Origin of the sequence: Olivibacter jilunii (assembly GCF_900607235.1) — a bacterium.
GTDB lineage: Bacteria > Bacteroidota > Bacteroidia > Sphingobacteriales > Sphingobacteriaceae > Olivibacter > Olivibacter oleidegradans.
Window position 1 is genome coordinate 44,135 of the sequence record NZ_LR027856.1, and the last position, 18,672, is coordinate 62,806.

16 protein-coding genes and 1 tRNA gene are annotated in these 18,672 nt (G+C 39.2%); 8 read left to right on the plus strand and 9 right to left on the minus strand.

Annotation, left to right across the window (positions count from 1 at the left end; genetic code table 11):
- Together treY and E0E36_RS22970 are read left to right on the plus strand one after the other, a co-directional pair.
- The gene (gene treY, locus E0E36_RS22965; RefSeq protein ID WP_130857897.1) at positions 1–4,227 is read left to right on the plus strand and encodes a malto-oligosyltrehalose synthase; all 4,227 of its coding nucleotides are present in this window, start codon (positions 1–3) and stop codon (positions 4,225–4,227) included.
- A gap of 141 nt (positions 4,228–4,368) precedes the next feature.
- Positions 4,369–4,440, plus strand: a tRNA-Glu gene (locus tag E0E36_RS22970).
- On the opposite strand, the gene E0E36_RS22975 is transcribed toward E0E36_RS22970, so the two are convergent.
- The 7 genes from E0E36_RS22975 to E0E36_RS23000 form a co-directional block, all read right to left on the minus strand.
- Positions 4,403–5,965: a recombinase family protein gene (locus E0E36_RS22975; protein ID WP_130858040.1), complete on the minus strand. Its 1,563-nt coding sequence runs from the start codon at positions 5,963–5,965 to the stop codon at positions 4,403–4,405. The two genes, E0E36_RS22970 and E0E36_RS22975, sit on opposite strands and share 38 nt — an antisense overlap.
- A 29-nt stretch (positions 5,966–5,994) precedes the next feature.
- Positions 5,995–6,159, minus strand: coding sequence for a hypothetical protein (locus E0E36_RS27830; RefSeq protein WP_165447053.1), 165 nt, complete (start codon positions 6,157–6,159; stop codon positions 5,995–5,997).
- 114 nt (positions 6,160–6,273) lie between these two features.
- Entirely contained in the window at positions 6,274–7,305 is a 1,032-nt protein-coding gene (gene arsB / locus E0E36_RS22980) for an ACR3 family arsenite efflux transporter (RefSeq protein WP_130857898.1), read from the minus strand.
- A 3-nt stretch (positions 7,306–7,308) separates the two neighbouring features.
- Positions 7,309–7,920 carry an arsenate-mycothiol transferase ArsC gene (locus E0E36_RS22985; RefSeq protein ID WP_130857899.1) on the minus strand — a complete coding sequence of 204 codons (612 nt, stop codon included), beginning with the start codon at positions 7,918–7,920 and terminating at the stop codon, positions 7,309–7,311.
- 25 nt (positions 7,921–7,945) lie between these two features.
- Entirely contained in the window at positions 7,946–8,437 is a 492-nt protein-coding gene (locus E0E36_RS22990) for a GNAT family N-acetyltransferase (protein WP_130857900.1), read from the minus strand.
- Entirely contained in the window at positions 8,438–8,902 is a 465-nt protein-coding gene (locus tag E0E36_RS22995; protein WP_130857901.1) for a DUF6428 family protein, read from the minus strand.
- Positions 8,903–8,975: 73 nt separating this feature from the next.
- Entirely contained in the window at positions 8,976–9,305 is a 330-nt protein-coding gene (locus E0E36_RS23000; protein ID WP_130857902.1) for an ArsR/SmtB family transcription factor, read from the minus strand.
- Positions 9,306–9,676: 371 nt separating this feature from the next.
- Between E0E36_RS23000 and E0E36_RS23005 the strand changes: the two genes are divergently transcribed.
- Positions 9,677–10,135, plus strand: a complete 459-nt coding sequence (locus E0E36_RS23005; RefSeq protein ID WP_130857903.1) for a JAB domain-containing protein — start codon at positions 9,677–9,679, stop codon at positions 10,133–10,135.
- Between the two features lie 244 nt (positions 10,136–10,379).
- Here the strand turns inward: E0E36_RS23005 and E0E36_RS23010 are convergent, their stop codons facing one another.
- Together E0E36_RS23010 and E0E36_RS23015 are read right to left on the minus strand one after the other, a co-directional pair.
- Positions 10,380–10,949 (minus strand): YozE family protein, encoded by a 570-nt coding sequence (locus E0E36_RS23010; protein ID WP_130857904.1) that lies wholly within the window; start codon positions 10,947–10,949, stop codon positions 10,380–10,382.
- 124 nt (positions 10,950–11,073) lie between these two features.
- Positions 11,074–12,210, minus strand: a complete 1,137-nt coding sequence (locus E0E36_RS23015; RefSeq protein ID WP_130857905.1) for a helix-turn-helix transcriptional regulator — start codon at positions 12,208–12,210, stop codon at positions 11,074–11,076.
- A gap of 387 nt (positions 12,211–12,597) precedes the next feature.
- Here E0E36_RS23015 and E0E36_RS23020 point away from each other — a divergent pair, with 387 nt between their 5' ends.
- From E0E36_RS23020 to mobC, 5 genes are all read left to right on the plus strand, one after another.
- Complete coding sequence (locus tag E0E36_RS23020) at positions 12,598–14,268, plus strand: reverse transcriptase domain-containing protein (protein ID WP_130857906.1); 1,671 nt, start codon at positions 12,598–12,600, stop codon at positions 14,266–14,268.
- 328 nt (positions 14,269–14,596) lie between these two features.
- Complete coding sequence (locus tag E0E36_RS27835) at positions 14,597–14,773, plus strand: hypothetical protein (protein ID WP_165447054.1); 177 nt, start codon at positions 14,597–14,599, stop codon at positions 14,771–14,773.
- A gap of 188 nt (positions 14,774–14,961) precedes the next feature.
- A complete protein-coding gene (locus E0E36_RS23025) occupies positions 14,962–15,372 on the plus strand; it encodes a mobilization protein (protein WP_130857907.1) in 411 nt (136 codons plus the stop codon).
- Positions 15,354–16,652, plus strand: a complete 1,299-nt coding sequence (locus E0E36_RS23030) for a relaxase/mobilization nuclease domain-containing protein (RefSeq protein ID WP_130857908.1) — start codon at positions 15,354–15,356, stop codon at positions 16,650–16,652. Before E0E36_RS23025 ends, E0E36_RS23030 begins: the two co-directional genes overlap by 19 nt.
- Positions 16,649–18,667: a conjugal transfer protein MobC gene (gene mobC, locus E0E36_RS23035; RefSeq protein ID WP_130857909.1), complete on the plus strand. Its 2,019-nt coding sequence runs from the start codon at positions 16,649–16,651 to the stop codon at positions 18,665–18,667. Before E0E36_RS23030 ends, mobC begins: the two co-directional genes overlap by 4 nt.
- Positions 18,668–18,672: the final 5 nt, after the last annotated feature.

Below are 18,672 nucleotides of genomic sequence, written 5' to 3' on the forward strand. Positions count from 1 at the left end.
ATGTATACTGTTTTTAATCCTGTAGCTACTTATCGTGTTCAGTTCCATAAAGGATTTACCTTCAAAGATGCACTGCAATTAGTTCCTTATTGGCAAGCTTTGGGTGTAAAAAGTCTTTATGCATCTCCCATTTTCGAAGCGGTGCCTGGAAGTACCCATGGATATGATGTCATAAACCCGCTTACAGTAAATCCGGAAATAGGAACGCTCGATGAATTGCGAACACTCACGGCAAAATGTAAAGCGCATGGACTTGCGTGGATACAAGATATTGTTCCTAATCATATGGCTTTTCATGATGCAAACACTTGGCTAATGGATGTTATGGAAAAGGGGACTAACTCGCCCTTTGCCAATGTGTTTGATACCGGGCTCGGTAATGTTTTTTTTCAGGGAGCTATTATGGTGCCCTTCTTAGGGTCGACTTTAGAAAAAGCCATCGATCAAAAGGAAATTAAATTGGTATGGAAGAAAAGCAAATTATGGTTAGCTTACTATGATCAGCTTTATCCTGTAAACTTGAATGCCTATCGAGCAATAATGGATCGTTTACTCAAACGCAGTCCAAATGAAGCAAAATCAGCGAAAAGTGCTTTGGATAAAGCAGAACAAACAAGAAAAGGGAGTGCGTCGGGGTTTGAAACATCATGGCTGAACTTTTTGGATGAATGGAATAAATATACGCAAGCGCCGGGAGTGCAAAGCCGATTGAAACGTTTACTTGAGCAGATAAATCATGACCAGGAGGCACTCATCGCGGTATGTGAGCAGCAATACTACCGCCTGTGCAGCTGGGAGGAAACGGATTTAAAAATTAATTATCGTCGTTTTTTTACAGTTAATAGTTTGATCTGCACACAAGTGCAACGAGATGATGTATTTACGCTAACACATCAATTCATAAAACAAATGGTTGACGAGGCCTGCTTTCAAGGCTTGCGTGTAGACCATATTGACGGACTTTTCGATCCGGAAAAGTATTTGTACGATTTAAGAAAGCTTGTAGGACCCGAGGTATACATTGTTGTTGAAAAGATTCTTGAAGATAAGGAGAAGCTTCCGGCCGTCTGGCCTATCCAAGGGACTTCCGGCTACGATTATTTAGCCCTTTCAAACAAACTTTTCACCGCAGACAGGGAACGTGCTTTCAATAAAATTTACAACCAAGTGGTTGGTCGTCATAACGATGATATTTGTCAACAGACGATAGAAAAGAAGTCTTATATTTTGCACCAACATATGCAGGGTGAGGCCGCCAATCTATTTGAATTTTTTCGACGGTCTAAGTTTTTATCGGATGTGGAACTCGAATCGCTTGATGTTACCCTGCTGAAAGAAGCGATCTCTTCCATCCTAATTTTTTGTCCAGTCTATAGATTTTATGGTAACAGCTTTCCATTAGAGTCAAGCGAAAGAAAGCAATTAAAAGCACTTTTTCAGGCTATTCGAGCTAACAAGCCAAATCTCATTGCTGCGCTTGACGTTTTGGAAGAACTCCTGTTGACAGTGCCGAAAAACAATAATAAACGTTTTAACGAGCGGCTATTATATTTTTATCAACGACTCATGCAGTTTTCCGGCCCTTTGATGGCAAAAGGTGTGGAAGATACGCTGATGTATACGTATAACCGCTTTATCGGCCACAATGAAGTGGGGAGTTCGTTGTCAACTTTCGGGTTTTCAAAAAAAGCTTTCCATATGGAGATGGAAGAACGGCAGCGACATTGGCCGCTGGCCATGAACGGAACAGCCACGCATGATACCAAGCGCGGAGAGGATGCGCGGGCTAGACTGCAAGCATTGAGCTGTTTGCCCAAAAAATGGCAGACAACGGTATCGAATCTGGAGAATGCGGTAAAGTCAAGGCAGATCGTCGTTCCTGAAGTGAATGACCGCTATTTTATTTATCAAACGTTATTGGCGACTTATCCACTCATTGAAGAAGAACGTGAGGATTATCCTACAAGGTTATCAGCCTATCTGGAAAAGGCACTAAGAGAAGGGAAAGTGCATAGCGATTGGGCGGAACCAGATCAGGAATACGAAGAAAAGTGTATTAATTTTGCTCTTTCCATGCTCGATGAGGAAGCAGGTTTATGGCCGCTATGGGCATCGCTATTGGAAGAAGTGGATAGGTATGGAATGCTTAATTCACTGGGACAGGTATTGTTAAAAACAACAGCTCCGGGAGTCCCGGATTTTTACCAAGGTGCGGAATACCAAGACCTTAGTTTTGTTGATCCCGACAACAGACGCAAGGTTGACTACAAGCTACGCTACCGATTTTTAAAGTCGATTGAGAAGAAAGATATTGATTTGCTCACATATTGGCGCGAACATCCCAATGGCAATATAAAAATGGCGATGATCGTAAAGCTGCTCCATTATCGATCACAGCACGCTAAGTTGTTTGAGCAAGGACTTTATTTGCCATTGAAGGTTAGAGGGCGGTATCGGAATCATATACTAGCTTTTTGTCGTCGATTCGGCCAACAATGGAGTATTGCCATTATCCCTTTATATATCGCTGAGTTATGTATAGATCAAGCTTGTCCAATTGAGGATATTAACTGGAAAGACACCAGGATCGACTGGCCTGAAGATATTCCCATCGATTTTGTTGATGTATTAAATAATGAAAATGGACAAGTAGAGCGGGCGCTGCATTTGGCTGATCTGTTTAGGAACCGTTTGCCGCTAACAGTTTTGCATGTAAATGGAAGTGAGAAAACGCGAGCCGCTGGCATTTTGTTGTCGCTCACTTCTCTCCCCTCTGCGTTCGGTATAGGCGATTTAGGGCCAGAGGCTCAACGCTTTGCTTCACAGCTTTCGCGTGCGGGCCAACGCTTTTGGCAGTTACTTCCATTAAATCCTACCGGAGCGAAGGAATATTATTCTCCTTACAGCGCTTATTCGGTATTTGCAGGGAACCCGATTTTAATCAGCCCGGAAGTATTGGTTCAAAAAGGCTTACTAACGGTTAAGGAATTGGCAGATGCAAGGCTACCTATGCATTCCCAAGTCTCGTATGATGAAGTTTCAGCAAGCAAACAAAAGCTGCTTCATGCAGCATTTTTACGCTTTATTGAAGGGAAGCGAAATAGCTATCAGGAAGGCTTTGAGCGTTTCATGCGGACTGAGCGTGATTGGTTAGATGATTTTGCAATGTATCTCTTACTGAAAAAACAGCAAGAGGGACAACCTTGGTATAAGTGGCCCGATAAATTGAAATTACGAGATAGACAAACCCTCGCTGATCTTGCAAAGAAGTATAAGGTGGACCTCTTGGAGCTGAAATGGCAACAATATGAATTTTTTAACGAGTGGAAAGTTCTGAAAGCACAATGCGAAGCATTGTCAATCCAATTGTTGGGTGATCTTCCGATATATGTTAATTACGATTCAGTTGATGTTTGGACCAACCGGCACCTGTTTAATTTAGGCGAGAACGGAAACTTGCGCGGAGTTGCCGGCGTACCTCCCGATTACTTTAATGCCGAAGGACAGCTATGGGGAATGCCAACCTTTAACTGGAAAGCCCACGAGCAAGAGAAGTATGCTTGGTGGCTAACCAGATTTAAAAAAAATCTCGAGTGGTATCATTCCATTCGTTTAGATCATTTCAGAGCTTTCTATGATTATTGGGAAGTCCCGGCATCTAAAGAAAATGCCGTGGAGGGCACTTGGAAAATTGGGCCACGTGAGAAACTCTTTAAATTAGTGAAAGAAAAGCTTGGAGCCGTTGCGTTAATAGCTGAAGACTTGGGCGATATAAGTCCAGGCGTCTACAAACTGCGAGACCGGCTTGGTCTCCCGGGGATGCGGGTTTTACAGTTCGCTTTTGGAGAGGATGCGCCTTACTCGCTTCATATTCCTCATCAGTATTCGATAAACAGTGTTGTTTATACAGGCACACACGATAACAACACGGTCGTTGGCTGGTACCAGGAAGAGCTTGATCGAGCAGGAAAAGATCGCTTGCAGTATTATCAAGGTCATAAGGTTAAGGGCGCTAACATCCATGAAGAAATGATCAGAATGGCTTATGCCTCTGTCGCTAAGTTGGCTATTATCCCTATGCAAGATGTGCTTGGCTTGGGCAAAGAGGCAAGAATGAATACACCGGCAACAACAGGAATAAATTGGAAGTGGCGGCTTTTAGACAATCAATTCCGCTTAAAGCATATTAAATGGCTCAGAGAACTTGCTAAAACATACGCCCGGTAAGCGTGCAAATATTAGGCAGGAGAAAAATAAATCGTTGATAATAAGTGGGCTATTGCGAAGGTTTGGAAATAATTTAAATTTTTTTTTGAATTATAAATCTTAGATGTATTTTTGCAGTCCCGAAACGGAGAAAGCAATGATGGCCCGTTCGTCTAGGGGTTAGGACGCAAGATTTTCATTCTTGAAACAGGGGTTCGATTCCCCTACGGGCTACCTTAGGGGAAAGATTCAAATTCAAAGAATCTTTCCCCTTTTTTATGTCTTCTAATTTACTGTTAATCAGCAAAATAAGAGACAGTGCTTCGTTAAGCCGAGCGGTTCGATGCCCTGTTCCATCAAAACATAGATTTTCGGGGTACATCGAACCAATGATACGGCGCTTTTCCTCAATACCAGCATTTTTATAATGTATATCTATATTAGAATACTTTACTATAACTATGTCAAGCAAGTTTTCAATAGTTCGAAGGTTTTCCGAGGATGTGGGTAGTTCGGTCAATTCCACTTCCAGTCTTTTTAGAATCTCATTGCATTCCGTTTTGATGATTTTGAAATCGGAATGGTCGATTTCATCTTTCATTAGCTTGCGCCTAGCATTAGCCAATATTTCTTCCTGTTCTTCTATTTTACTGTAAAGTAAAGTCCGTTCGTCAAGTTCTTCACGTCTTGAGCTTTTATATTCATCCATAACAACCATTTTAAACAGTTCTCCCGCTTCTGACGCAAGTTTGTACTGCAATAAATGATTTTCAAAATAATCGTTCACATCCTCAGCTTTAAACCTGCTTCCGCAATCCGGTGACGAACAGTGATAATAGTAATAATGCTGATGCCGCCCCTTTGATGCACTGCCTGTCAACATTCTATGGCAGTTGGGACATTCAAGAAATCCTCTTAACGGTAACATATCCTTTGAGACAATTTTAACTGCCAAAGGTCTTTTGTTTCCGTTTAATATATCTTGGACTTTATAGAAAAGACTTTCAGAAATAATCGGCTGGTGTTGTCCCCGGACTAATTCCATTTCCTCATCTTTATGAGCAGGTACAACCACGTAACCACAGTAGACAGGATTCCGGATAATTTTCCAAAAATTGTTCCTTTCGCATTGAAGCCCCTTTTCATTAGCCATCTTACGTACCTGTTCAGCAGCATAAACACCTTTAGAAAGTTCTTCAAAAATCCATTTCATAATATCTGCTTCAGGCAGTTTAGGCATAATATATTTCTTTCCATCAGGAGTAACCCTATTGATATAACCTTTAATCGCTGATCCCATCCAACGACCCTCTCTTCTAGCTTTTCTCATTCCATAAAACACGTTCAGGGCCCTTCTATCATTTTCAACCTCTGGTACAGCAAGATATATAGCAAGCATCATTTTATTTTCCGGAATAGATACATCAACAGGTTGTTCGATAGCATTTATACTCGTATTTAGCGATCTTAACACACCGATCATTTCGTATGCGGCTTCTATACTCCTACTAAATCTGTCCCATTTGACACAAAGTATCTGAACAGCGGTTTTACGCATTTTCTTCAGTTGAACCAATAGCATTTGCCACTCTGGACGGTTGAATGTTTTGGCAGAATGGTCTTCACGGATAATGCCTAAAACTTCTATACCGTTTAGATGGCAATATTGCAAAAGTCTCTCTTCCTGTTCTCTTAAAGAATACCCCCTTCTGGCCTGTTCGTCTGTACTTACACGAATATAAAGATATGCTGAGATCATGATAAAAATTTTTACAGTAAACGATTCTGCTAATATTTTTTAAAGTATTGATTTACTGTTAATTTAGCTAAAATATACATAAAATCCAAAATTATTTTTGCTTGGTCTTCATTAACTTGTATGCCGTTTTTACTCAAAATTTTCACTACTTGTTCGGGTGTAATATTTCTTTTTTCGATTAGTCTTTTAGCCATATTATTTCATTGTCTTGAAAAACAATGGTGCCAAAAGTTTATACGAGTCATTGACAACTTTCAGGGTGGTACCTAAAAGTTTTGTCATCTGGGAAAGAAACTATTTTTCGTTATTTATTTGTAATATTTCTTCTTCAACCATAAACTGGCCCTAACCAGTGCTATCAATACGGGAACTTCTACCAATGGGCCGATGACGCCCACAAATGCCTGTGGGGAATGAATGCCGAACACAGCAATAGATACGGCTATTGCCAGTTCAAAATTATTACCCGTAGCTGTAAATGCCACGGATGCGTTTTTGTCATAAGGAACGTTCAATAATTTGTTGACAAAGAAGCTCACAAAAAACATTAATACAAAATAGATGATTAAGGGAGTTGCTACTTTTATCACATCCATTGGTAATTCTAATATTTTATGGCCTTTCAAACTGAACATCAACACTATAGTGAACAGCAAAGCGTACAATGTGATCGGTGATATTATCGGCACAAATTTCCGGTTAAACCATTCTATACCTTTTAATCTGGTCAGGAAGTAACGGCTTATAAAACCTGCAAAGAAAGGAATACCTAGATATATCAGTACACTCTCAGTCACGTCTTGCATGGACACGCTTACATTGAAACTGGCCAATCCTAATTTATTGGGCAGTACATTGATGAACAGCCAAACCAAAAAACTGTAAGTAAGAATCTGGAAGATGCTGTTTAGTGCTACCAATAGGGCTGCATATTCCCTGTTGCCTTTTGCCAAGTCATTCCATACGATTACCATTGCGATACATCTTGCCAGCCCGATCAATATCAGGCCGGTCATATAATCCGGTTCGTTCCTTAAAAACAAAACAGCCAAGCCGAACATCAGCACCGTACCGATTACCCAATTGAGCGATAAGGATATTGCGATTACTTTTTTATCCTTAACCGCTTTTGGAAGTAATGTGTAATCTACTTTTGCCAAAGGAGGGTACATCATCAGTATAAGCCCTATTGCCAGGGGAATATTGGTAGTGCCTACGGATAAAGTATCTGTGAGATCGGAAATGTTCGGAAAAATATACCCTAACATAATTCCCAAAGCCATAGCAAGGAATATCCACAGGGTAAGGTAACGGTCAAGGAATTTAAGTTTTGGTTGCATCGGCTATTTATTAATCTCCGAAAAAACATAGAACATTTCTGCTGCGATCTGTAAACTTCTTTCTGTATAAACCTCTTTCTGTTCCGGCGTATTGTCTGAAATTTTAGGGTCTTCATAGTTGATGGACACTCTTTTTTCCGCACCGGGAATAAAAGGACAACCATTGTCTGCCTGTGAACAGGTCATAACAGCGGCAAATGTCGATACAGGATTGTAAGGGTTATCATATTTTTTGGAAAAACCGATTATAGGTAAAGCGTTGTCACTGTATTTAATGGCATATACAGGATTATTGATCTCTGTTATCCTGAAAATATTGAAGCCCTGATCGGTCAATGTTTCTGCCACTTTCGGGAACAGTGCCGTTTCATCTGTACCACCTGAATAACAATATACATTTGGAATGCTAAAATATGTGGCGGCTGTTTGGGCCCATACCTGTGATAAGTGGCTTCTACGTGAATTATGGGTACAGATGAAATTGATATTTATATCCTGCTGCCCGTTTGTTTTTTGTTGTACAAAATCAATCAACGGTTTTAATAGGGTTTTACGCTTTTCGCTGATTGTTTGTCGCCTCAATTTTTCTATTGTCTGTGATAAAGCTGAATACATGATAATTTATTTGGTTTGATACCTGTTAATTTGTTCCAACGCTTTTGCTTCTACGCTCCATTAGTACATTGTCTTTCCAAACACCGTTTTTCTTTCCTATTTTCTCCCTGTAACCTACTAGCCTGAAACCGCACTTTTCGTGTAGTCTGATGCTGCTTTGATTTTCAGAGAAGATTGCCGATTGTAAAGTCCAGATGCCGTTTATTTCGCTCTGTGCGATCAATTCATGCAGTAATAGTTTACCGAAACCTTTTCCTCTTTCGTCTTGTCCTATGTAAATACTCACTTCTGCTACCCCTGCATAAACACATCTGCCTGAAACAGGTGTCAATGCTGCCCAACCGATCATCTTGTTATGCTCATAAATACTGATCCTGCAAAAGCCGAGATGCCCTCTGTCCCATTCTTCCCATTGGGGCAGATCGTTTTGAAAAGTGGCTATATTGGTAGCTAACCCTTGCCTGTAGATTTCTGCCACTTCAGCAAAATTATCTATTGTAATTGGCCTTGTTTCCATTTAGCAACATCCTGAATTTGGTGTGCAGCAGGCACTGTTCAGGTTGGATAATTTAACTTTTTGCTTCTCCGCAGGAATGCCGCATGCATCACTAGCCAGGCAGGCCGTTTGTTTATTTTTTAACACAAAATGGTTCCCGTTAAAACCAAGATCGTATTTACCGATCGTTTCGCGTTGATATTCTACCTCTATTTCTGCATCTTCAATCCCTAATTTTTCTTCGGATAACCGGATGATGTTTAATAGTTTGGCAGGTTTCAGCCTGTGTTGGTAATCATGGGCATTCCACAATTGAAAATTGACGATCTTTTCATTTCTGATGGTTCCCCCGCAGTCAATAAAATGTTTTGTAACCATTCCAATTTCTGTGACGTGGAAATGTTCGGGAACAGGCGTCCCGTCTGTTAACTGAAATTCAACATTTTCCAATGCCGGTAAGATTTCTTTGATTTTTGATAGCTTCATGATACATAGATTAAAACTGAATATTTAGTGTTATATTGCAATATAACGATGTTATAAAGTACAAAAAATGCCGTTAACAGCATTGTCCAACTTTTACATCCTGTTCAAAGAAAAGGTTAAACAGATTTTGTATTTCTTTCCATTTCTTTTCCTCAATGCAGTAGCAAACGGACTTCCCCTCAATTGTTCCCTGAATGATGCCGATGTTTTTCAGCTCCTTTAAGTGTTGTGAAATGGTAGCCTGTGCCAGTCCCAATACATCAACCAGATCATTACAGATACAGGCTTTCTGATTGATAATATATTGAAGTATGGCTATACGTGCCGGATGTCCCAAAACTTTAAACAGTGATGCCAGCCTGTTCTGTTCGTCTGTGAATATTTCTGATTTTGTAAGTCCCATATCTTCTATTTAATATCGCAATATTACGATATTAAATCCAAATATCAAAAATTTATTTTATTGCTGTTACGGTCATTACATCGTGAAAAGCAAAAGCTTTTAAAGCTCCAGATGATTTTTGGCATCTTTCGTTATCTAACTAGGTGATATAACCTATACAAATTAATTAGCACGCAAAGTTACTTCGCCAGCCCGACAGTCCCCAATCCATAACCCCACCCACTTCAAAGAAAAACCTGCACAAAACGGGTATCCATCCGTTCCGGACGGAGCCTCGCCATTTTGCTTGCTTTTTCTTTTCTCAGTCGGGCTTAGGCTCGTAACCGCTTTGGCCTCAATTAATTTTTCTTTTCACTTCAAATTAAATCATCATGAAAAATCAATTCATCGCCAACGAACTTCGTCTTACCTATCACAAAAACGAATTACTCGATCCTTCGCATTTCAAAAATGTCAACTCATCGGACAAACTTTGTCAGGCTTTTAGAGAGATATGGAATATAGATGAAATTGAAATCCGGGAAAGCTTTTACGCAATATATTTCAACAGTAGGCTGAATGCAATTGGATACAGAAAAATAGCAGACGGTGGGGTGGATATGGTCATTGTAGATCTACGATTGCTAATTTCACCCGCACTGCTTTCCAACGCAAAATTAATAGCCATTGCTCATAACCACCCAACCGGACAATTGGAACCTAGTCAAAGTGATAGAATGCTAACAGGTAAAATTTCGGATGCTTGTGAACTGATGCAGATGAAGCTGATAGATCATATCATCCTTTCAAGTGAAGGCTATTATTCTTTTTCAGATGCAGGGGTCTTATGATCCCTATTTTTTGCTATTCAAGCTTAAAACATCCTATAGGACTTAAAACTTTTCCTTAAATTTTTCTACAGTTTTATTTAGATCAATGCCTTTTCCTAAACCCCTTTGAACAGGTCTCCTGTTTCCTTTAAGCGATAATAAGCATTCCAATTAACCGCATTTTAGTTACGACACAAAAACAATGAAATAGTCAATGATAATAATGCTACTGCATGGAAGTAGGTCTAATTTGTTAAAATCAATTTTAAATTTGGCTACGGAGGTATTCCATCATTTCTGAGAAATTAGGTTCTCTTGGTTGTCTATTATGGTCAAATATTAATGATTCCAGAGCTTCAATGGCTTCTTTTAGGGAAACTTCCTTGGTAAGCTCTCCTTTATAGATACGTGACACAGGTAATATTGAAAGTTCGTCTAAGTCTCGGGTTGTATATATATCGAAACGTAGGGCTTGGGAGCATTTTGTATTAATTCCGAAAACCCTGTAAATTTGTCCGGGCTTACCTACAGTTATCGCCTTATCGGATGCGAAATGTTCCTTTAAGTAAGACCATTGTTCCGACTTCATGGGCTTAAAATTAATTTCGAGGTTTGTAGGGTCTGCAATGCTTTCTTTTTGATTCTTATAATCTCGCATCAATTCTTTAAACACACCAGTTGTTCCCCTAATACTAGTTTTATACTCTAAATAGGAAATTATTTCGTCTTCGGAAACCTTATGGGGTAACTCTCTGTCATTTATTGCATCTTTCGCCAAATCGCCTATTTGCGTGTTTTTGGATGCTTGTGATTTTAAATACTCAATCAAGGTCATAATATTAGGTAATTGTGACCCCAATTTACCAATAATTTAATAAATAGTAACTATAAAGAAATGGTTAGTTTATTCTAACAAAGCTACACTTGAATTCTTCCGAAGCTGATATGGCGCATCAAAGTTACTTAAAACTTAAATCCAAAGTTTGTACATTTTGGATACGATCTATTCGAAAACTCCTACGATCTTGTCTCAATAAGCAATATCCTATTAAATAAACAACGTTCAAAGTACTTTCCGTCACTTCAACAATTTCGAATTGCTTAACTGTACGAAGGGACAACTGATCATTACGGTTCTTGTATTTAATCCTTATAAAGGACGATGTAGAAGCAGCTTTTTTGATAACCTCAATTATCTCAAGGTTTATATACTGCGTTGTGGCGGCGGTTGGTGTTGTAACAATGTCGAATTGAGGAGCCTCTTCCAAAAAAGGAGTTTTTGAAACGGTAAAGGTATTAGAAGGGATAATTTCAAATTCTTCAACTTTATTTGATAGGTAATCATAAGCTCTAAGAAAGTAGTAGCCACCCCGAGAAGCGATGTTTCGAGGCTTACATACCGTTTTTGTATTAGTGCCTTTGACGGTTAGATATCCGGACCGTTTAATGCAACGAGTCAATGTGGAGATTGTTTCTGGGTTAACTTCTTCGATTAATTCTAAAGCTTCTATCGGAAGAACATTACTTGAAACTTTATCACTTGTAGGATCAAAAAAATTAAATTTTATATCTAACGATGGTACATGCCGTATATCAGCGTCTTTTTTGTCTTTCAGTGCGTGTTTAGTTTTATGAGGCTGATGATCTACTACCTGCAATATAGGAGGTAAAAAAGATAGCAACGAATTAATTACGGTGCTGCCAATCCCGTTATTTAAAGAATTATCGTCATAGGTTAAAAAGGATTTCTTTTTCCCAAGTTCTATAGAGGCTGTTTTAAATACGATTTTATCACCCCGACTTAATATGTTCTTGTTGATAGAAGAAGTACATTTGGCAATTAGTTTCAGATCTTCTTCCTCTATTTCAGCGTATATAAATTTATAAGGCTTCGGAGAAAACCATGCACATCTATATTTGAAAGTGTCAACTTTCTTTCCGCCAAAACTTGGTTTAGCTTTGTAAATTTCCACTATTACCATTAAGGGAGGAAGCATTATGTGGTCGCCGCTAATGACGATTTCGCTACATTCAGGGATGTAAGGATGCGCTTTTAATGTTACAACATCACCTATGCTAAAAAGTCTAGATTCCATAAGTAAAAATAACAATAAAAGCCATAAATTTATTATATTTGTAGATAGCCTTGCGGCATGAGGACGATAGACGTTTAGTTAGGCCGTAAAGTTTTTCAGAAGGAGTTATATTTTTTCTCTCGATGAAAAATTTACTGTTGTATGAAAAGGACAACAGGAACGAGATTGTCATGTATATGCTCTATTTGACCAGTTAGGGCTTTCAGGATATCAAGCACTCTCACGAGTAGCAGAATCACTGAATAAGCCGTAGGATCTTCTATAGTGCTAATGCAGCAATTTACAAATATACATATAAATATGTTAACTATCATCATTATTGGTGTTATTAAGTGAAACATTGAACTGTGTATGACATTGGAAAAGTTAGTGTGACTCAGTTATTGGGTGCTGGCCTTACCGAGACGTAAGTTATGTTTATCAAAAAAATCCGTTACACCATGCTGCAAGGCTTACTTTATGATACCACCATTTGATAAGAGACCTTCTTGGCTAAAAAGCAGGGGCTACATCCATATTACACCTAAAATTGATGTTTACAGACGTTATCAGGAGATATATTCGAAGGTTCATAGTGAAAAATTTGTGGCACGACATGGCTTTTTTCCTTTGATTCATTCTGTAATTAAAGAAAGAAAATATAAAAAAATCCCTGGTGGAGGACGAGCACATTCTTTCAAAAAAGGAAATGAGTATAAACAAACTGCTAAGCTTAGACCACTACATTATGCGACGCATATTGATGCTATGATCTTTGGTTGCTACGCTGAGAAACTTTTAAAGCTTTATGAAGATGAATTGAAGCTATATCCAGGACTTTCTGATTGTGTGATTGCGTACAGAAAAATAGAGGTCGAGGAGGCAGAAGAGGAAGATTTTGTGGAATACGATGATGAGAATTCGCATGGTAAAAGTACAATTCACTTTGCGTATGAGGCTTTTGAGGAAATAAAGCGAAGGGCTTCTGATGGATGTATTGTTCTTATGTTTGATATTAAAAGTTTCTTTAGCGAACTTAATCACAAAAGATTAAAAAAAGCATGGTGCGATTTGTTGAAAGTTGAAAGGTTGAATCAAGCACATTTCAACGTTTTCAACGCAGCTACTAATTTCAGGTATATATTAAAAGATGAATTAAGGGTGGAACCTCAGAAAAGAGGTAGACGTTCAGGTTTTGATGAAAAGAAATTAGCTTCGATACGGAAATATAATGGAGTGGAATCTTTTTTTTCTTCAATTGATGATTTCAAGAAAGCAATCGAAAATAGGGATTTGAAAGTCTATAAACAGCCGTTTATGAAAAAGAATAGACCTGTCGGTATACCGCAAGGATTGCCCATTAGTGCTGTCTTGGCTAACCTATATTTGTTGGAGTTTGATAAAGTAATATTGGAAAATATTGTCAATAAAGCGGGTGGATTTTACAGGAGGTATTCAGACGATATAATGATTATTTGTAAACCCGAAGAAGCAACAGAGATTGAAAAATTTGTTCTCGAAGAAATTCAAAAAAGCGATGTCGAAATCAGCACGGATAAAACAGAGAAGTTTTTATTCAGCATAAAGCAGATTAGTCCCCGAATTAACAGAATAACATCTACACTCATAGGCGACGATGGTAAGCATCCAGGCAAACCATTAACATACTTGGGATTCGAATTTTACGGCTATCGTACGTTAATAAAGTCCGCCAATTTAGCAAAGTATTACAGAAGGATGATTACCTCGCTAAAGCGCAAAGTGAATAGAGCTGACAAAAGGCGTTATAGCCATGACGGAGATCTAATTTTATTTCCCCGGCAACTAAAAAGAATTTATAATAATATTAACCTTAACAAGGAGAAAGTTCCTAAGAAAAAAAAGATTTTGGTTAAGAATGCACAAGGGTTTTACCATTTTAATTTCAAACCCTTGCCTTTAAAAGCCGGGAGTAACTATCTTTCATACACCAGAAGGGCGAGTAGAATAATGCAACAGCCTGAAATTCATAAACAAATCAGAAACCGTAGAAATATTTTTTATTCAGCTATGGCGAAGCACATAAAACAGAAAGTGTAATGGTATTGTGGCCCGAAAACATTTATGTAACGCCAAAAGAGCCATACCTATAATATATATTCCTAAATACTGTTTTCTTTAAGAATGTATATTTTTTTTAGGCTGCTGATAACTTGGAGCGTGTCCTACTTGTCGGCAGTCTTGGCTATTCCTTCTAAGTCCTCGCTTCGCTGTGGGCTTTCCACTGCTATATCTCACGCACCACTTTCAAGATATAACCTAAATCTAATTGCACTCAACCCACTCAAAAATCTCTAACCACTACCCAACTGGTTGTCAAATAACCCAAAACGTTCACCCCAACTTTGACTGAATTAAAGTCAAAGTTATGAAAAGGAACACATATAAAGAAAACATTAGGAGCGCAGATCTACCCAAAGACCTAAAGCCTATTATCAAGCCCGTAAGAAATACCCGTACTAAGATCAGGCAACTGCTCCGGTCTTTTATCCCACTCCATTCACCCGAAGATACCAGCGAAAATTATAGGCAATTCCCCAATTAGCTCAAGGTAAATCAGGATCAAAAACAATTCAATAACCAAAGTTTAGACTACGTTTGGGCAGGTCAATTATGGCCCACGAGGGTGGGCAGCAAAGATGTATTTTCGTATACGAAAACCTCTTTGCCGTCCTTAAGGCCGGGGACTTTACTCGGAACTCGTAAAGTCTGAACTTCTGATAGGTGTATGATATGCCCAGGAAGAAAGTCAAAGATCAAGAGCAGGTTTTAAGCCATCCAATTATTCTAAGGATCACAGAGAGTGAATTCAATAAGCTAGAGAAGATCCGGCAAGAAAGTGATTGCAAAAGCATAGGGGAAGTGGTGAGAAAAATCCTTGCCAAACGCAAGATTACTTACCTGCACAGAGACATTTCCATGAATGGCCCAATGGAGGAACTTGCCCTAATCCGCAAGGAAATTAAGGCAATCGGAATCAATATTAACCAACAGACACATCGCTTTCACACAAGTCAAAGCAATGGAGAACGGGCCTTCCATGCCCTGAAAACAGCAAGCATATATAAGCAACTGGAACCCAAGATAGATGAACTGTTAGATATCGTTTCAAAACTAGCTAAGAAATGGTTGCAAAGATCATAATCGGCGAAAGTATCAAGGGAATACTGCATTATAACGAGCAAAAGGTTACAGAAGGCAGTGCGAGGCTCATTTTGGCAAACGGTTTCGCCACAGAGATCGAAGAACTCAATTTTCAAAACAAAGCTGAACGGTTTGAGCACCTAAACCGCCTAAGACCTAGCGTAAAAAAGAATGCCTTACATATTTCGCTGAACTTCCATTCCAGTGAGAAAATGGACGATGCCAAAATGCAACGGATTGCCACTGCCTATATGGAACGGATCGGTTTTGGAGAGCAGCCCTTTTTGGTGTACAGACACAGCGATGCAGCGCACCATCATTTCCATATCGCAACTGTCAGCATCAAACGGGACGGCACACCGATCAATCTGAATAACATAGGAAAAATGGAATCCGAAAAGGCAAGAAAATCCATCGAAGAAGAGTTTGGGTTAATGCCTGCCGAAAGTAAAAAATATAGAGTAGATCAGTCCATAAAGCCTCTCGATACAAATAAAGCAAAATACGGTGAACTGCCTACCAAACGGGCGATAGGTAATGTGGTCACTGCCGTGATGAACAGTTACAGGTTTACTTCTTTGGCAGAATATAATGCAGTCTTAGGTCAATTTAATGTGACAGCGGACAGAGGACATGAGGATAGCGAAATGTTCAAAAAGAAAGGGCTCCTCTATTCGATTTTGGATTCGCAGGGTAACAAAATCGGCGTCCCGATCAAGGCGAGTAGTTTTTACAATAAACCAATCCTGAACAAACTGGAAAAAAAGTTTGAGGAAAATGCTGAAAAAAGGAAGCCATATCGAAATGACCTCAAAAAACGGATAGATCAGGTACTAAACAGATACGAGCGGTTGACTAAGACAACCCTACTTTCGGAACTGAAAAAGAATGGAATAGCCTTGATCTTCCGCCAGAATACAGAAGGATTTATATACGGTGCAACTTTCGTGGATCACCGCCATAAATGCGTTTTTAATGGCAGTAGCCTTGGAAAAGGTAGCCTTGGAAAAGATTACAGTGCCAAAAGGCTCAAAGAGCTATTGAGCGATACGGATAGAATAAGAACCTATCTAAAAGCTCCGGCTACATTGACCAATTACCTGAAGCCTAAACAAAAGTTAAAATTAATGTCAAGGGCAAAAAATACATTATCAGTACATCCGCTAATATCTACCTCAAAAGAGGTGCTCTTGGAACTGCTGAACCCCGAACATCCTCATTTTAATCCCTACCTAAAGCAGAAGAAAAGAAAACGGAAACCAAAACCAAGGCAATTATGAACACAGGAGAAGACATACAAGGGCTGCGTAAGACCCTCGATTTTACACGTCTCATCAGCATTTTTATTCTAGCGATACATTTCTACCTAAGCTGTTATAAGGCATTCGGGCATTGGGGATGGACAACAGAGATCAGTGACCGGATCATTGCTGTTGTCTCAAGAACAGGACTGTTTTCCGGTATCCTGCTCCCAAAATTAGCGGCTTTAGCACTGCTTTTTATATTCCTATTGGGAGCAAAAGGGAAGAAAGATGAAAAGATGGAGGTTAGAACCATTGTAGCATATTTGATCACAGGACTGATTCTTTATTTCGTCAGTATTCTATGTTTTTTTATCCCGACCAGGATCGAAATAATAGCCATACTTTATATACTCGTGACTTCAATCGGATACCTTCTTATCCTTACAGGTGGAACCTATCTTTCAAGGATTATAAAGGAAAAGCTTAACAACGATGTGTTCAATACAGACAACGAAACCTTCCCACAGGAAGAGCGATTGTTAGAGAACGAGTATTCCATAAACCTTCCTGCTAAATACCATCTTAAAGATAAGATAAAGGACAGTTGGATCAATTTTATCAATCCTTTTCGTGGCCTGTTGGTGGCAGGTACTCCGGGAGCAGGTAAAAGCTATTTCGTTATCAGGCATGTTATCGATCAGCATATCCGTAAAGGATTCAGTATGTTTCTTTACGATTTTAAGTTCGATGATCTTACGAAAATAGCCTATAATAAGCTTCTACAGTACAGAAATAATTATACTGTAAAACCCACATTTTGGATTATTGACTTCGATACCATTTACCATAGATGTAACCCCTTAGATCCCCAGAGCATGGAAGATGTAACGGATGCTACAGAGGCAAGCCGTACCATTATGCTTGGGCTGAACAGGGACTGGAAAGAGGGTGATTTTTTCGTAGAAAGTCCAATCAACTTCTTAACAGCCATTATCTGGTTTTTAAGGAAATATGAAGATGGCAAATATTGTACACTGCCGCATGCCATAGAATTAATGCAGCAGGATTATGATCCGTTGTTTGCAGTCCTGCAAACGGAAGAAGAAATAAAAGTGTTGATCAATCCTTTCATATCTGCGCTTCAAATGAAAGCACGAGAGCAACTTGAAGGACAGATCGCAAGTGCTAAAATAGGACTGGCAAGGCTGTCTTCACCACAATTGTACTATGTTTTAAGCGGCAACGATTTCACCTTGGATGTTAACAACCCCAATGAACCCAAAATTGTAGCAATGGGCAACAATCCCCAAAAGGTACAGACCTACGGGGCGGTTCTTTCCCTTTACGTTAACAGAATGATAAAGCTTGTTAACAGAAAGAAACAGTTGAAATGTTCCCTGATTTTCGATGAATTTCCCACGATTTATGTTGGCGGTTCAGCAGGCATGCCCCAACTTTTGGCCACAGCCAGATCCAATTTAGTGTCCACCACCCTAGCAGTGCAAAATTACGAGCAGTTAAAGAAGGATTATGGAGCGGAACAGGCTGATGTGATTACAAGCATTGTTGGGAATATTATAAGCGGTCAGGTTACAGGAAATACGGCAAAGAAGTTGTCCGAAATTTTTGGGAAGATAGTACAGGATAGACAAAGCCTTAGCATAAACAGTAGTGATACCTCGATATCCAAATCTACTCAATTGGACTTTGCCATTCCCGCCAGTAAAATAGCAACTTTGTCTTCCGGTGAATTTGTTGGCGTAGTCTCTGATACTCCTGATTGTAAGATTCCACAGAAAATTTTTCACGTTGAAATCCAGAATGACCATGAAGCGATCAAAAATGAAGAAATGAGCTACAAACCTATACCACGGGTAGAGCAGGTCAGTCTAAAGGATATTCAGGAAAACTATATAAGGATTAAAGAGGATGTCTTAAATCTGATGAATACTGAACTGCAAAAACTCAATGCAGAATCCGAAAGCTCAAAAACTGAAAACAAAGAAAAAGGAGGCGAAGAAAGCAGTTCAGGCATGCCTATGTCCCTATAGATTTA

What these genes read in the sequence shown, in the direction of transcription:
- treY (WP_130857897.1), top strand. Translation starts at nt 1, where the DNA reads ATGTATACTGTTTTTAATCCTGTAGCTACTTATCGTGTTCAGTTCCAT.
- E0E36_RS22975 (WP_130858040.1), bottom strand. Translation starts at nt 5,965, where the DNA reads ATGATCTCAGCATATCTTTATATTCGTGTAAGTACAGACGAACAGGCC.
- E0E36_RS27830 (WP_165447053.1), bottom strand. Translation starts at nt 6,159, where the DNA reads ATGGCTAAAAGACTAATCGAAAAAAGAAATATTACACCCGAACAAGTA.
- arsB (WP_130857898.1), bottom strand. Translation starts at nt 7,305, where the DNA reads ATGCAACCAAAACTTAAATTCCTTGACCGTTACCTTACCCTGTGGATA.
- E0E36_RS22985 (WP_130857899.1), bottom strand. Translation starts at nt 7,920, where the DNA reads ATGTATTCAGCTTTATCACAGACAATAGAAAAATTGAGGCGACAAACA.
- E0E36_RS22990 (WP_130857900.1), bottom strand. Translation starts at nt 8,437, where the DNA reads ATGGAAACAAGGCCAATTACAATAGATAATTTTGCTGAAGTGGCAGAA.
- E0E36_RS22995 (WP_130857901.1), bottom strand. Translation starts at nt 8,902, where the DNA reads ATGAAGCTATCAAAAATCAAAGAAATCTTACCGGCATTGGAAAATGTT.
- E0E36_RS23000 (WP_130857902.1), bottom strand. Translation starts at nt 9,305, where the DNA reads ATGGGACTTACAAAATCAGAAATATTCACAGACGAACAGAACAGGCTG.
- E0E36_RS23005 (WP_130857903.1), top strand. Translation starts at nt 9,677, where the DNA reads ATGAAAAATCAATTCATCGCCAACGAACTTCGTCTTACCTATCACAAA.
- E0E36_RS23010 (WP_130857904.1), bottom strand. Translation starts at nt 10,949, where the DNA reads ATGACCTTGATTGAGTATTTAAAATCACAAGCATCCAAAAACACGCAA.
- E0E36_RS23015 (WP_130857905.1), bottom strand. Translation starts at nt 12,210, where the DNA reads ATGGAATCTAGACTTTTTAGCATAGGTGATGTTGTAACATTAAAAGCG.
- E0E36_RS27835 (WP_165447054.1), top strand. Translation starts at nt 14,597, where the DNA reads ATGAAAAGGAACACATATAAAGAAAACATTAGGAGCGCAGATCTACCC.
- E0E36_RS23025 (WP_130857907.1), top strand. Translation starts at nt 14,962, where the DNA reads ATGCCCAGGAAGAAAGTCAAAGATCAAGAGCAGGTTTTAAGCCATCCA.
- E0E36_RS23030 (WP_130857908.1), top strand. Translation starts at nt 15,354, where the DNA reads ATGGTTGCAAAGATCATAATCGGCGAAAGTATCAAGGGAATACTGCAT.
- mobC (WP_130857909.1), top strand. Translation starts at nt 16,649, where the DNA reads ATGAACACAGGAGAAGACATACAAGGGCTGCGTAAGACCCTCGATTTT.